Below are 14,977 nucleotides of genomic sequence, written 5' to 3'. Positions count from 1 at the left end.
TTTTAAGCCAACACAAAATATTCAGGCCAGCAGTATAACAGCAAAACCCATTCCCGTGCCCAATTGGTAAAAAAGCCATTTATGTGATGAATATCACAGTTGTTAATAACTATAATGAATTGCTATCAAACTTTTAAGAGCGTGATAATTGTGAAAACAACTAACTCAGGTTCGCGGGTAATCGCGACCTTAACAGCCCTTTTTGCGGTATTGACGGGGCTGTATTTATTTATTGGCGGGATATGGTTAGTGGCAATTGGTGGGTCATGGTACTACCCAATTGCAGGCGTGGTGATGCTCATCACCGCATGGTTACTTTGGCAACGCAAAGCTCTGGCACTTTGGCTCTACGCCGCATTATTGCTTTGCACCGTGGCGTGGAGCGTGTGGGAAGTCGGTTTCGATTTCTGGGCATTAACGCCACGTTTAGACGTGCTGTTCTTCTTCGGCGTATGGCTTCTGCTGCCGTTTGTTTATCGTCATCTGATTCTACCGTCTGCGGGTGCGGCTCCAGCGCTGGGTGCCGTACTTGCGATTACCGTGGTTGCACTGGCATGGGCGGTATTTAACGATCCGCAGGAAATCAATGGCACGCTGAGCAGCAATGAAATTTCAGCGGCCTCCTCTTCCACCATTCCTGACGCCGACTGGCCGGCGTATGGTCGTAATCAAGAAGGGCAACGCTACTCTCCTTTAAAACAGATCAACGATAAAAACGTCGGTCAGCTTAAAGAAGCGTGGACTTTCCAGACTGGTGATGTAAAACGCCCAACCGATCCGGGTGAAATCACCAACGAAGTCACGCCGATTAAAATTCGCGACACGCTTTACCTGTGTACCGCGCACCAGCAACTGTTTGCGCTGGATGCGGCAACCGGTAAGCAGAAGTGGAAATTCGATCCGCGTCTGGATACCAACCCATCGTTCCAGCACGTTACCTGCCGTGGCGTTTCTTACCACGAAGCGACAGCGGATAACGCAACTCCGGATGGAGTTTCAGACTGCCCACGCCGAATCATTCTTCCGGTGAATGATGGCCGCCTGTTTGCCATTAACGCCGATAACGGCCAGCTTTGCGAAAGCTTCGCTAACAAAGGCATTCTGAATCTGCAAACCAATATGCCGGTGACTACGCCGGGTATGTACGAGCCTACCTCGCCGCCAATTATCACCGATAAAGTGATTGTGATTGCCGGTGCCGTAACGGACAACTACTCAACGCGCGAGCCATCTGGCGTGATCCGTGGCTTTGATGTGAACAGCGGCAAACTGCTGTGGGCCTTCGACCCGGGCGCGAAAGATCCGAATACCATTCCAGGGGACGAGCATCATTTTACCGTGAACTCACCTAACTCATGGGCACCTGCGGCCTATGATGCGAAGCTGGATTTGGTGTATCTGCCGATGGGCGTCACCACGCCAGATATCTGGGGCGGTAACCGTACGCCGGAGCAAGAGCGTTACGCCAGCAGCATTGTGGCGCTGAATGCCACAACCGGGAAACTGGCCTGGTCATATCAAACGGTTCACCATGACCTGTGGGATATGGACATGCCTTCCCAGCCCACGCTTGCGGATATCAGCGATAAGAACGGTAACGTGATTCCGGTCATCTATGCCCCAGCGAAAACCGGCAACATCTTTGTGCTGGATCGTCGTGACGGCAAACTGGTGGTTCCGGCTCCGGAAAAACCGGTGCCGCAAGGTGCTGCTAAAGGCGATTATGTGACTCCCACTCAGCCGTTCTCCGACCTGAGCTTCCGTCCGAAGAAAGATCTCAGCGGGGCGGATATGTGGGGTGCGACCCTTTACGACCAGATGGTCTGCCGCATTATCTTCCACAAACTGCGTTATGAAGGCATCTTCACACCGCCGTCTGAGCAAGGCACGCTGGTGTTCCCGGGTAACCTGGGCATGTTTGAGTGGGGCGGGATTTCTGTCGATCCAAACCGCCAGGTCGCGATTGCTAACCCAATGGCGCTGCCGTTTGTTTCTAAGCTGATGCCGCGCGGCCCTGGCAACCCGATGGAGCCGCCGAAAGATGCAAAAGGTACCGGGTCTGAATCAGGCATTCAGCCGCAGTACGGCGTGCCATATGGCGTAACACTTAATCCGTTCCTCTCTCCGTTTGGCTTACCGTGTAAGCAACCGGCGTGGGGCTACATTTCTGCGGTAGATTTGAAAACCAACGAAGTGGTATGGAAAAAACGTATCGGCACCGTGCGCGACAGCTCACCGCTTCCACTGCCGTTTAAAATGGGGATGCCGATGCTGGGCGGTCCGATTTCTACGGCGGGTAACGTGCTGTTTATTGGCGCAACCGCAGACAACTATCTGCGCGCCTATAACATGAGCAATGGTGACAAACTTTGGGAAGCGCGTCTGCCAGCCGGTGGGCAAGCAACGCCGATGACGTATGAAGTAAACGGTAAGCAATACGTGGTGATTTCCGCAGGGGGTCACGGTTCATTCGGTACGAAGATGGGCGATTATATTGTCGCTTATGCTTTGCCGGACGGCGCGAAGTAAAAAACAGTCGGATGGCGCAGCGCCATCCGACCTACGAAACTGGCGGATGAACAGACTTCTGTTCATCCGCCTTTTTTACGCCACCGTAAACCCAAGCATCATGCCGGTATCTTCATGTTCCAGTAGATGGCAGTGCGCCATATACGCCTGATCCTTCGAAGCAGCATGATCAAAACGCACTAACACTTCACTGCGCCCGCCTTCTACTCGAACCGTATCTTTCCAGCCCTGGCGATGAGCCGCAACCGGCTGGCCGTTTTCACTCAGAATACGGAACTGCGTACCGTGAATATGGAACGGATGCAGCATCATGTCGCCTTCACCAGAAATCGTCCATTTCTCGTATTTGCCTTTCTCAGCAGCAAACGCCGGGGTATTCATATCAAACGCTTTGCCATTAATTTTGTTGGCATGGAGGAAATCAAAACCTGCCCCCATTTTGCCGTGATTCATGCCGCCATGGTTCATATTTCCGTGCCCCATATTCCCCATATTGCCATGCCCGGCCATGTTCATGCCCGCCATCGCCTGCGGGCCATATTTTTCCATCAGCGCCTGCATGCCCATCATATCCAGCATGGGATCCATCATCAGTTGCAGCCAGCGTTCGGTCATTCCATCAAGATTAGGGAGCGCAGGGATGTTAACCAGTTTATCCGGCAGTTCGCCTGAGCCCTGAATCCTCAGCGGCTGGATGCGCGCCACTGGCTGCGGTTTGTCGAAAGGCGCAACCGTCATTCCCATTTGTTTCACCGGCAGCGTGACGATATCAAACGCTTTTCCATCGCGGGTATCCACCAGCACTTCGAAGCGCTCGCCCATCAGCATCGGTAGTTCGGTGACTTTAACCGGCTCTGCCAGTAAACCGCCGTCGCTGGCGATGACATACAGCGGGCGGTTATCGCTCGCGGCAATATTCAGCGAACGGGCGTTACAACCGTTCAGCAGACGCAGACGCAACCAGCCACGCGGATTCGCATGTTGCGGATAAGTCACCCCATTGCACAACAGGGTGTCGCCAAACCAGCCTACGGCGGCGCTCATCATATCCAACTGGTAATCAATTTGCCCGTCAGCGCCAAAACGCTTGTCCTGGATAATCAGCGGTACATCATCGATGCCCCACTGTTTCGGCAGGCGCAGCGCACGGCTTTCGTTATCTTCAATTAATACCAGGCCTGCAAGACCCATCGCGACCTGATGGCCGGTTTTACCGTGCTGGTGCGGGTGGAACCAGCAGGTTGCCGCCTGTTGTTGCGGGGTAAATTTCACGGTGCGCTTGCCGCCTGAGGCAATCACCCCCTGCGGCCCACCGTCAACATCACCGGGAATTTCTAAACCGTGCCAGTGCACCGTGGTTTCTTCTGCCAGGCTATTATTAATCTCAACGGTCACCGCTTCGCCCTGTGTCAGTTGCAAAGCTGGCCCCAATAAGTTGCCGTTATAGCCCCAGGTCGTGGCAGTTTTTCCATTGAAGGTGCTTTTGCCCGCTTGCACCGTTAAACGGATGCTATTCTTTGCATCTGGGGAGAGAAGTCCGGGGATCGGTAATGTGGGTCTATCGGCGGCCAATGCCGCTCGGCTCCAGAGCGGCAGCGCGCTAAATGCGCCAATAGCAGCAGAATATTTTAGAAAATCACGGCGATGCATATTCAGTTCCTTTCATTAGCAGGCGTGCTAATGAGCATAAACCCTCCCCTTACGGGAAGGTCAAGTTTTACCCATCATCCTTCAAGCGGCAGGGGTGTTGGCTGCACTCAAATGCTAAAGGGTTTAGAGCGATGAATAAATCTCGTCGCGTCTCATTTAACTGTGATAACGTTTCGTATCTGATAAAAAGTGGTAGATGTGATGAAGATGGGAGTGAGGGCATTATTGCTGGGGTTGTTGCTGGCTTTTTCCACCAGCAGTCAGGCACTTAGCGAATCCGAAGCAGAAGATATGGCCGATCTTACTGCGGTGTTTGTGTTCCTGAAAAATGATTGTGGCTACCAAAACCTGCCTAACGGACAAATTCGTCGCGCCCTGGTCTTTTTTGCCCAACAAAACCAGTGGGATTTGAGCAATTACGATAGTTTTAATATGAAAGCGCTGGGTGAAGACAGTTACCGCGATCTAAGCGGGATTGGGATTCCGACGGCGAACAAATGTAAGTCCCTCGCAAGAGACTCGCTCAGCTTACTTGCCTACGTGAAGTAAGCGTTTTTGAGTGTTATGGCGACGTCCCAAAAGTTCCCAACCAGGCTTTTGGGACACGCACTGGAAAAAGATTATCGGTGCTGCGCAACAAATTCGCGATAGGCGTTAATGACCTGCATAAAATCTTCAACCCCGCAAAAAGATAAACTCTCTTCGTCGTAGTAGTTCATCCCCTCTTCCATTTCATCACCTGAAATTTCCAGTTGATTAGCGCGGATCATCACCTCTTCCCCGTCGAGCCACAGCGTATATTCATGCCCGGTACGCTGCCACTGGCGCTCGCTACCCTTCACTGAATTTGCTGCCTCTTCGACTTCATCGAGCAGGGCAAGATTATCTTTTACTTCTTCGTTAAACCAATGGCCCACAACTTCGTGACCCATCGACATACGCACTTTCACAAGTCCTGTGACGTCGCGTAAAAATTCATATTCCATGGTGTTTTCCTCTACCTTGCCTTGGGAAGCTCAGTGCCCCTTAGCGTATAGAGTAATTATCGCAGCAAAGTGCGCGAAAAACAGCGTGGTAAAGAGAAGGATTGGGAAATAAAAGGATATGAGGGTGTGAGTCGTATGAAGCCCTCACTCCGGCCCTCTCCCACAGAGAGAGGGCGAAAAGAGAGTGAGGGTATCTGGATTTTAAACGGCAGTCTGGAAAATCACGCCGTCTGCTTTCTCGGTGTACTGGGAAAGCTGGTCGAAGTTCAGGTAACGGTAGGTGTCTACCGCGGTCTTATCGACCTGTGCCATAAAGGTCTGGTATTCGTCAGGCGTTGGCAGTTTGCCCAGCAGGGAAGCCACTGCGGCCAGCTCTGCGGAAGCCAGGAAGACGTTAGCCCCGGTACCTAAACGGTTCGGGAAGTTACGCGTAGACGTTGAAACCACGGTTGCGCCGTCAGCCACACGCGCCTGGTTACCCATGCACAGTGAACAGCCTGGGATTTCGATACGCGCCCCGCTCTTACCAAACACGCTGTAGTAACCTTCCTCAGTCAACTGAGCGGCATCCATACGCGTTGGCGGAGCCACCCACAGGCGAGTTGGCAGTTGGCCTTTGTGGCTATCGAGCAGTTTACCCGCCGCGCGGAAGTGGCCGATGTTGGTCATGCAGGAACCGATAAACACTTCATCGATTTTCTCGCCAGCCACATCAGACAGCAGACGCGCATCGTCCGGATCGTTTGGTGCGCACAGAATTGGCTCTTTGATATCGTTCAGATCGATTTCAATGATCTCAGCGTATTCCGCATCGGCATCGGCTTCCATCAGTTGCGGATCGGCCAGCCATTTTTCCATGCCCTGAATACGGCGCTCAAGGGTGCGACGATCGCCATAACCTTCTGCGATCATCCACTTCAGCAGCACGATGTTGGAGTTCAGATACTCTTCGATCGGCTCACGATCTAATTTGATGGTACAGCCCGCCGCAGAACGCTCTGCAGAAGCATCGGTCAGTTCAAACGCCTGCTCAACTTTCAGCGTTGGTAGACCTTCGATTTCCAGGATACGACCCGAGAAGATGTTTTTCTTACCCTTCTTCTCAACGGTCAGCAGACCTTGTTTGATCGCATAAAGCGGGATGGCGTGAACCAGGTCGCGCAGGGTGATACCCGGCTGCATTTTACCTTTGAAGCGCACCAGTACCGACTCAGGCATATCCAGCGGCATAACGCCGGTTGCCGCCGCAAACGCCACCAGACCAGAACCCGCCGGGAAGGAAATCCCGATTGGGAAACGGGTATGGGAATCGCCACCGGTGCCCACGGTATCAGGCAGCAGCATGCGGTTCAGCCAGGAGTGGATAACACCGTCGCCAGGACGCAGCGACACGCCGCCGCGGTTCATAATGAAGTCTGGCAGCGTGTGGTGAGTGGTCACATCGACCGGCTTAGGATACGCCGCTGTGTGGCAGAAGGACTGCATCACCAAATCAGCCGAGAAGCCCAGGCAGGCCAGGTCTTTCAGTTCATCACGGGTCATTGGACCGGTGGTGTCCTGTGAACCCACAGACGTCATTTTCGGTTCGCAGTACTGGTTCGGGCGAATACCTGCTACGCCGCAGGCGCGGCCAACCATTTTCTGTGCAAGCGAGAAGCCACGCGTGCTGGCAGCCACATCTTTCGCCTTAACGAATACCTCGCTGTGCGGCAGACTCAGCGCTTCACGCGCTTTGGTCGTCAAACCGCGACCGATGATCAGCGGAATACGACCACCCGCACGAACTTCATCCAGCAACACATCGGTTTTCAGCTCAAAGTTCGCGATTAATTCGTTGGTTTCGTGGTGACGCACTTCGCCTTTATACGGATAGATGTCGATCACATCGCCCATATTCAGGTTATTCACGTCCACTTCGATTGGCAGCGCGCCGGCATCTTCCATAGTGTTAAAGAAGATTGGCGCAATTTTACCGCCCAGAACCACACCGCCGCCGCGCTTATTCGGCACATTAGGGATGTCGTCACCCATAAACCACAGCACGGAGTTGGTGGCGGATTTGCGTGAAGAACCGGTCCCCACAACATCGCCAACGTAGGCCAGCGGGAAACCTTTCTTGTTTAAAGCTTCGATCTGTTTGATCGGACCCACGCTGCCAGCTTGATCCGGCTCGATACCTTCGCGGGCGTTTTTCAGCATCGCCAACGCGTGCAGAGGGATATCCGGGCGGGACCAGGCGTCAGGCGCCGGAGACAGGTCATCGGTGTTAGTTTCACCGGTAACTTTGAAAACGGTAACGGTGATTTTTTCGGCAAGTTTCGGACGCGACAGGAACCACTCCGCGTCGGCCCAGGATTTCAGAACCTGCTGCGCGTGGATATTCCCGGCTTTGGCTTTCTCTTCTACATCATAGAAGTTGTCGAACATCAGCAGCGTATGGGAAAGCGCTTTCGCGGCAATCGGTGCAAGTTTCTGGCTATCCAGCGCGTCAATCAGCGGATGAATGTTGTAACCGCCCTGCATGGTGCCCAGCAGTTCTACAGCTTTCTCAGGGGAGATTAACGGGGAAGTGACTTCACCTTTAGCAAGGGCTGCCAGGAAACCGGCTTTAACGTAGGCGGCTTCATCAACGCCTGGCGGAACACGATTGGTAATAAGATCTAAAAGGAATTCTTCTTCACCCGCTGGTGGGGCTTTCAGCAGCTCGACCAGTGCGGCCATTTGGGATGCTTCTAAAGGTTTTGGAACAATCCCATCTGCAGCACGTTCGGCTACGTGCTTACGGTATTCTTCTAGCACGACGGTTCTCCTCGCTCTCATTGTCATTTCGGTTCCGGCTATTCTCTTCACGCTCCTGTGAGACAGCAGTTTGTAGGGTCAATGCCCGGTTCCGCGACGGGCAGCATAGCAGGATTTTCAGGGAGGGTGAATGTGTTTACAAAAAAGCAACATTAAATACTTGCTGAATCGTTAAGGGCAAAATATTACGTTTCGATATGACTTTCAGGCACAAAAAAACCGCCTTCCGGCGGTTAGTTTGTCTCCTCAAAATGGTAGCACAAGATGAGGAAAAGTATGTGGCAAGCCCCAAACGAGAGAAATATTGCCCACAAAAAAGTTTGAGTGCAATAGCAACTGTAGATTTTGCGTACTGCTATCGAAAAACTGATGTAACGCGCTGCAAAATCTAAATACTGATTTCCAGGCGGTTAACTTTACTTTAGATTCGGTACCGGTCTGTTTCGCTGGTGTAGCAACCAGTCACCGGACCTGGAAGCAGTTCCTTAACGCTACGTGGCAAGCTCCAAAACACTTGCCTGGTTCTGCCTTTCCCGGTGGAGAAGGAACCTCCGTAGTTGCTATGGAATTACGCAATGGAAATGCGTCTGCTCTACACGCTTATCCTTGTGTTCGGTTCGGCAATAGCGCTGAATCATGGTGGCTGGAATATTTCTGATATCACGGTTCTGTTCGTGCTGAATTTGGGCAATTAAGCTACTGGCCGCTCGCAAGAGTGGCCTTTTAAGATTGCCGAAGCTCTGCATCGCTGCCCTGTAATCATTGCACACATAATTTCCCCTATCCGAATAACATTTCCGGCAAGAATCACCGTTTAAGTCAAAAATTAAACTGTCAGCTCTCTATACTCGCCGCAAACACCGCCTCCCGGCACAGCTCTCCACTTCTGAATACCAGGAGAAGTTAAATGAAGTTGCCATTCAAGCCTCATATTCTCACCCTCGTGTGTAGCGCCGGAATTTTAGCGCTGTCTGGCATTCTGTTTGTGAAAAGCCAGACCGCCGAACCTACACCTGCATCGCAACCCGCGCCAACCGCTCAGCCAGCACCGGCAACTCCACAAGCCGCAGTACCTGTCCCTACTTCAGCCGTTGCTCCGTCCTTTACTACCGCGCAGCTCGACCAGTGGGTTGCCCCGGTTGCGCTGTACCCTGACTCACTGTTATCGCAGGTGTTAATGGCGTCAACTTATCCGGCCAATGTCGTTCAGGCGGTACAATGGTCACGGGATAACCCGACGTTGCAAGGGGATGCGGCAATTAAAGCCGTGTCGAACCAGCCGTGGGATCCGAGTGTAAAATCCCTCGTTGCCTTCCCACAGTTAATGGCGTTAATGGGAGAAAATCCGGAATGGGTGCAAAATCTGGGGGATGCGTTTTTAGCGCAGCCGAAAGAGGTAATGGATGCGGTTCAGAAATTGCGTACGCTCGCGCAGCAAACCGGCTCACTGAAATCGACGCCGCAGCAAACCGTAACCACAACGCCCGTAACGGTAAATCAGAACACTACGGTAAATGCGCCCGCCAGCACCAGCTCCTCGTCATCAAAAACCGTTGCGCCTGCACCTGCAACAACAGTCATTAAAATCGAGCCAGCCGACCCCCAGGTGGTGTATGTCCCAAACTACAATCCCACAACGGTATACGGTACCTGGCCAAATACCGCCTACCCGCCAGTGTATCTCCCGCCCCCTCCAGGGCAGCAGTTCACCGACAGCCTGGTGCGTGGTTTCGGTTTTAGCCTGGGTGTTGCCACCACTTATGCGCTGTTCAGTAACATCGACTGGGATGATGATCACCACCACGATGACGATTACCACCATCATGATGACGGCTATCGTGGAGGCGGCGGCAATAACATCAATATTAATAACGTTAATAATTTCAACCATATTTCTGGGCAAAACCTCCAGAATAACAATCTAAACTGGCAGCATAACCCGGCGTTCCGTGATGGCGTTCCGTATCAGAACAGTGCAGTCGCTCAGCGTTATCACCAGACCAATGTCCCTGGTGGGCTGAGTGCTACGCAAAATACGCCAGCCAACCGTGATGCCCAGCGTCAGGCGGCAGCCACGCAGTTGCAGCAGAGCAAAGGGAAAATTGACGCAGCAGCGCCGCAACTGGCTTCGCGTGATATCCAGCGTAAGGCTTCATCACAACAACTGGACCAAATTGCCCAGCGTAATAATTATCGTGGTTATGATTCGCAAAGCACTGACGCTCGCCGAAACGCGGCGAAAGAGCAGTTCAACCACTCCACAACGCCTCAGCAGCAGCAGCGTAGGGACAACGTCAAAAACCAGGTCAACCATCCAACCGCACAGCAACAACAGCACCGGGAGACTGCACAGCAGCATCGTAGCAGTAACAACTCTCTCAGCCAGGAACAGCGTCTGCAACGCGCAGCATCATCACGATCTAATGCGCTAAGTGGGAATGACAGCCGCTCTCCTTCCTGGCAGGCACAAAGCCAGCGAGGGCAGCAGAGTCTTAATCGTTCCTCGTTTAGCCACGAAAATCGAGCGCCTGCCAGAGAGCGTGCGGCTGAACATCGTGAATTTCATCGTCGTTAACGGGGAGGCATCATGAAAAATCGTATGAAGTTATGTGCACTTGTCATGTTGATGTTGCCTGCCTTAGCGCAGGCCCAGCAGCAATTCACTACACCAGAACAGGCTGCCACCTCATTTGCTAACGCGGTTATCAATCAGGATAAAACCGCGCTCACGGAGGTGCTAGGCGATAACTGGCAGCAGTATCTTCCTGATGATAAGGCCGATCCGGAAGCCGTCGCGCGATTTATTCGTGACTGGAAAGTCAGCCATAACATTGAAGAAAAAGGCGATACTGCGCATCTGAACGTCGGGCAAGAAAACTGGCAACTGCCGATTCCGATGGTGAAAACACAAGCGGGCTGGCATTTCGATATGCAACGCGCCGCAGATGAGATACTTACGCGCACTATCGGTCTGAACGAGCTTTCTGCGATTCAGGCGATCCACGCTTTTGTGGCGGCGCAGCAGGATTATTATCAGTTGGCTAAACAATATGCCCAGAAATTTGTCAGCAGTGAAGGTAAAAAAGACGGCTTGTACTGGCCGGTCTCACCTGGTGAAGCCCCTAGCCCACTCGGCCCAGGTTTCAGCCCGGTTCAGCCTGGAATGGGTTATCACGGCTATCACTTCCGTATTCTTACGGCGCAGGGTGCGGAGGCACCGGGCGGCGAAAAAAACTATATCGCTGACGGGAAAATGGCGGATGGCTATGCGTTAATCGCCTGGCCTGTGGAATACGGGCAGACCGGGATCGCCACCTTTATGGTGAATAATCAGGGGATTGTTTATCAGAAAGATTTAGGCGAGCAGACGGCTGAAAAAGTGCCTGAGATAAAGCAGTTTAACCCGGACAAAAGTTGGCAGGAAGAGCAGCAATAAGCCATAAAAAAAGCGGCCTAAGCCGCTTTTTTCTTACCCATCAGGCGATTACTTCTTCTTCGCTTTTGGGTTTGGCAGGTCGGTGATGCTACCTTCGAAGATCTCAGCAGCAAGGCCCACAGACTCGTGCAGAGTCGGGTGCGCATGGATGGTGAGCGCGATGTCTTCAGCGTCACAACCCATTTCGATAGCCAGACCGATTTCGCCCAACAGCTCGCCGCCGTTAGTCCCGACAATTGCCCCGCCGATAACACGGTGAGTTTCTTTGTCGAAAATCAGTTTGGTCATACCGTCTGCGCAATCGGAAGCGATAGCACGGCCAGAAGCAGCCCACGGGAAAGTGGCGGTTTCGTAGCTGATGCCTTTTTCTTTCGCTTCTTTCTCGGTCAGACCTACCCATGCAACTTCTGGTTCGGTGTACGCGATAGAAGGAATCACTTTCGGGTCGAAGTAATGCTTCATGCCCGCGATAACTTCAGCCGCAACGTGACCTTCGTGAACACCTTTGTGCGCAAGCATTGGCTGGCCAACGATGTCGCCGATAGCATAGATGTGCGGCACGTTAGTGCGCATTTGCTTATCGGTACGAATGAAACCGCGGTCGTCAACTTCAACGCCAGCAGCGCCCGCATCCAGCAGCTTACCGTTAGGTACGCGGCCGATTGCTACCAGAACCGCGTCGTAACGCTGTGGTTCTGCCGGTGCTTTTTTGCCTTCCATTGTGACGTAGATGCCATCTTCTTTGGCTTCAACCGCAGTCACTTTAGTTTCCAGCATCAGGTTGAATTGCTTGCTGATACGCTTGGTGAAGACTTTCACCACGTCTTTGTCGGCAGCAGGGATAACCTGGTCGAACATCTCAACCACGTCAATCTCTGAACCCAGCGCATGGTACACGGTACCCATTTCCAGACCGATGATACCGCCGCCCATAACCAGCATGCGTTTTGGTACGGATTTCAGTTCCAGTGCGTCGGTAGAATCCCATACGCGTGGATCTTCATGCGGAATGAATGGCAACTGAATCGGACGCGAGCCCGCTGCGATAATTGCGTTATCAAAAGTGATAGTCGTTGGACCATTTTCACCTTCAACAACCAGGGTGTTAGCGCCGGTAAATTTACCCAGGCCATTCACCACTTTAACTTTACGACCTTTTGCCATACCGGACAGGCCACCAGTCAACTGGTTGATAACCTTTTCTTTCCAGGTACGGATTTTGTCGATGTCAGTTTTCGGCTCGCCGAAAACAATACCGTGCTCGGCCAAAGCTTTCGCTTCTTCGATAACTTTAGCAACGTGCAGCAGGGCTTTAGAAGGGATACAGCCAACGTTGAGGCAAACACCACCGAGGGTGCTGTAACGTTCAACAATTACGGTTTCCAGACCTAAATCAGCGCAACGGAATGCAGCAGAGTAACCTGCCGGGCCTGCCCCAAGTACGACGACCTGAGTTTTGATTTCAGTACTCATCATGACCTCTTAATTTATTTCCGGCGGGTCTGACGTCATTTTTATGTCTTAACGCCCATCATCCACCGGGACGTTCTATCCGCCCGCAGTTTACAAAATTGTTAACAAATTTGAAACAACAAACGGCAAACGATTTGTATTTTTGCACCTGAGAATCTCAAACAGCATCATGAGATTACCAGAAAAAAGCCGACCGAAAGGCCGGCTTTTTGGCTTACATCACCAGGCGGCGAATATCGGCCAGCATGTTGTTGATGATGGTGATAAAGCGCGCACCATCAGCACCGTCAATCACACGGTGGTCGAAGGAAAGAGACATCGGCATCATCAGACGCGGCGTGAACTCTTTACCGTTCCAGACTGGCTCTATTGCAGACTTAGAGACACCCAGGATAGCCACTTCTGGCGCGTTAACGATTGGCGCGAAGTGAGTTGTCCCGATACCGCCAAGGCTTGAAATAGTGAAGCAACCGCCCTGCATTTCGCCTGCGGTCAGCTTGCCATCGCGAGCTTTCTTAGAGATAGCCATCAGTTCGCGAGACAGTTCAGTGATGCTCTTCTTGTTCACATCTTTGAACACTGGAACAACCAGACCGTTCGGGGTATCAACCGCAACACCAATGTTGATGTATTTTTTCAGCGTCAGCTTCTGACCATCTTCGGACAGAGAGCTGTTGAAGCGTGGCATTTGCTCAAGAGCGGCAGCAACGGCTTTCATGATGAACACAACCGGTGTGAACTTCACGTCCAGCTTGCGCTTAGCAGCTTCGTCGTTCTGCTGCTTGCGGAACGCTTCCAGATCGGTGATGTCGGTTTTGTCGAAGTGCGTAACGTGCGGGATCATCACCCAGTTACGGCTCAGGTTCGCACCAGAGATTTTCTGGATACGACCCAGTTCAACTTCTTCGATTTCGCCAAACTTGCTGAAGTCGACTTTCGGCCATGGCAGCATGCCTGGTAGACCGCCGCCGGTTGCAGCAGCAGGTGCAGTTTCAGCGCGTTTAACCGCGTCTTTCACGTAAGCCTGAACGTCTTCGCGCAGGATACGACCTTTGCGGCCCGTCCCTTTCACTTTTGCCAGGTTCACACCGAACTCACGCGCCAGACGGCGAATCAGTGGGGTTGCGTGAACGTAAGCATCGTTTTCAGCGAATTTAGATTTACCTTCGGCTTTCGCAGGTGCCGCAGCAGGTTTTTCAGCTTTCGCCGCAGGGGCCGGGGCGGCAGCTTCTTGCTTAGCTGCTGGAGCCGCAGGTGCTGCGCCTTCCACTTCGAAGACCATAATCAGGGAACCGGTAGACACTTTATCGCCAGTATTGATTTTGATTTCTTTAACCACGCCCGCGAACGGAGCCGGGACTTCCATAGAGGCTTTGTCGCCTTCTACGGTGATCAGTGATTGTTCAGCGGCCACTTTATCGCCCACTTTAACCATCACTTCAGTCACTTCAACTTCATCACCGCCGATGTCTGGCACGTTCACTTCTTTAGAGCCGGAAGCGGCTGGCGCGGCTTGAGCCGGAGCAGCTTCAGCTTTCGCTTCAGAAGCAGCCGGTGCAGCACCCGCGACTTCAAAGACCATAATCAGCGAGCCGGTAGACACTTTGTCGCCGGTGTTAATTTTGATCTCTTTTACAACGCCTGCGAACGGTGCCGGGACTTCCATAGAAGCTTTGTCACCTTCAACGGTGATCAGAGATTGCTCTGCTTCTACTTTGTCGCCAACTTTAACCATGATCTCGGTAACTTCTACTTCGTCACCACCGATGTCTGGCACGTTCACTTCTTTCGCCGCCGCTGCCGCTGGGGCTGCTGCAGGCGCTGCTTCTTTCTTCTCTTCAGCCGGAGCTGGTGCAGCTTGCGCTGCACCTTCGGCGGATTCGAAAATCATAATCAGTTTACCGGTTTCAACTTTGTCACCCACCGCAACCTTGATCTCTTTGACCACGCCTGCTTGCGGAGAAGGCACTTCCATTGAAGCCTTGTCACCTTCCACAGAGATAATGGACTGTTCAGCTTCAACTTTGTCGCCCACTTTCACCATGATTTCGGTGACTTCAACTTCGTCTGCACCAATGTCTGGTACTTTGATTTCGATAGCCAT

Annotated in this window: 9 protein-coding genes; 4 read left to right on the top strand and 5 right to left on the bottom strand. The window is 52.5% G+C overall.

What is annotated here, in order from left to right:
• The first annotated feature begins 114 nt into the window (after positions 1–114).
• Positions 115–2,529: a glucose/quinate/shikimate family membrane-bound PQQ-dependent dehydrogenase gene (locus AB1E22_RS13230; protein WP_437178385.1), complete on the top strand. Its 2,415-nt coding sequence runs from the start codon at positions 115–117 to the stop codon at positions 2,527–2,529.
• Positions 2,530–2,604: 75 nt separating this feature from the next.
• On the opposite strand, the gene cueO is transcribed toward AB1E22_RS13230, so the two are convergent.
• Positions 2,605–4,179 carry a multicopper oxidase CueO gene (cueO, locus tag AB1E22_RS13225; RefSeq protein WP_367595716.1) on the bottom strand — a complete coding sequence of 525 codons (1,575 nt, stop codon included), beginning with the start codon at positions 4,177–4,179 and terminating at the stop codon, positions 2,605–2,607.
• A 201-nt stretch (positions 4,180–4,380) separates the two neighbouring features.
• Here cueO and AB1E22_RS13220 point away from each other — a divergent pair, with 201 nt between their 5' ends.
• Positions 4,381–4,728 carry a YacC family pilotin-like protein gene (locus AB1E22_RS13220; protein WP_367595715.1) on the top strand — a complete coding sequence of 116 codons (348 nt, stop codon included), beginning with the start codon at positions 4,381–4,383 and terminating at the stop codon, positions 4,726–4,728.
• A gap of 71 nt (positions 4,729–4,799) precedes the next feature.
• Here the strand turns inward: AB1E22_RS13220 and yacL are convergent, their stop codons facing one another.
• Complete coding sequence (gene yacL / locus AB1E22_RS13215) at positions 4,800–5,165, bottom strand: protein YacL (protein ID WP_367595714.1); 366 nt, start codon at positions 5,163–5,165, stop codon at positions 4,800–4,802.
• A 201-nt stretch (positions 5,166–5,366) separates the two neighbouring features.
• Positions 5,367–7,964, bottom strand: a complete 2,598-nt coding sequence (gene acnB / locus AB1E22_RS13210; protein ID WP_367595713.1) for a bifunctional aconitate hydratase 2/2-methylisocitrate dehydratase — start codon at positions 7,962–7,964, stop codon at positions 5,367–5,369.
• Between the two features lie 907 nt (positions 7,965–8,871).
• On the opposite strand from acnB, the gene AB1E22_RS13205 reads away from it, so the two are divergent.
• The gene (locus AB1E22_RS13205; protein WP_367595712.1) at positions 8,872–10,539 is read left to right on the top strand and encodes a DUF3300 domain-containing protein; all 1,668 of its coding nucleotides are present in this window, start codon (positions 8,872–8,874) and stop codon (positions 10,537–10,539) included.
• 12 nt (positions 10,540–10,551) lie between these two features.
• Positions 10,552–11,400: a DUF2950 domain-containing protein gene (locus AB1E22_RS13200; RefSeq protein WP_367595711.1), complete on the top strand. Its 849-nt coding sequence runs from the start codon at positions 10,552–10,554 to the stop codon at positions 11,398–11,400.
• Positions 11,401–11,448: 48 nt separating this feature from the next.
• On the opposite strand, the gene lpdA is transcribed toward AB1E22_RS13200, so the two are convergent.
• Positions 11,449–12,873: a dihydrolipoyl dehydrogenase gene (gene lpdA, locus AB1E22_RS13195; protein ID WP_167455953.1), complete on the bottom strand. Its 1,425-nt coding sequence runs from the start codon at positions 12,871–12,873 to the stop codon at positions 11,449–11,451.
• A gap of 214 nt (positions 12,874–13,087) precedes the next feature.
• Positions 13,088–14,977, bottom strand: coding sequence for a pyruvate dehydrogenase complex dihydrolipoyllysine-residue acetyltransferase (gene aceF, locus AB1E22_RS13190; RefSeq protein ID WP_367595710.1), 1,890 nt, complete (start codon positions 14,975–14,977; stop codon positions 13,088–13,090).

The sequence above is a fragment of the Buttiauxella gaviniae genome, from assembly GCF_040786275.1.
GTDB classification, from domain to species: Bacteria; Pseudomonadota; Gammaproteobacteria; order Enterobacterales; family Enterobacteriaceae; genus Buttiauxella; species Buttiauxella gaviniae_A.
Note: the sequence above shows the minus strand (reverse complement) of the source record. Positions and strands in the feature narration are given on the sequence as shown.

Coding starts and splice junctions, on each gene's coding strand:
- AB1E22_RS13230 (WP_437178385.1), top strand. CDS start 115: ATGAATTGCTATCAAACTTTTAAGAGCGTGATAATTGTGAAAACAACT.
- cueO (WP_367595716.1), bottom strand. CDS start 4,179: ATGCATCGCCGTGATTTTCTAAAATATTCTGCTGCTATTGGCGCATTT.
- AB1E22_RS13220 (WP_367595715.1), top strand. CDS start 4,381: ATGAAGATGGGAGTGAGGGCATTATTGCTGGGGTTGTTGCTGGCTTTT.
- yacL (WP_367595714.1), bottom strand. CDS start 5,165: ATGGAATATGAATTTTTACGCGACGTCACAGGACTTGTGAAAGTGCGT.
- AB1E22_RS13205 (WP_367595712.1), top strand. CDS start 8,872: ATGAAGTTGCCATTCAAGCCTCATATTCTCACCCTCGTGTGTAGCGCC.
- AB1E22_RS13200 (WP_367595711.1), top strand. CDS start 10,552: ATGAAAAATCGTATGAAGTTATGTGCACTTGTCATGTTGATGTTGCCT.
- lpdA (WP_167455953.1), bottom strand. CDS start 12,873: ATGAGTACTGAAATCAAAACTCAGGTCGTCGTACTTGGGGCAGGCCCG.
- aceF (WP_367595710.1), bottom strand. CDS start 14,977: ATGGCTATCGAAATCAAAGTACCAGACATTGGTGCAGACGAAGTTGAA.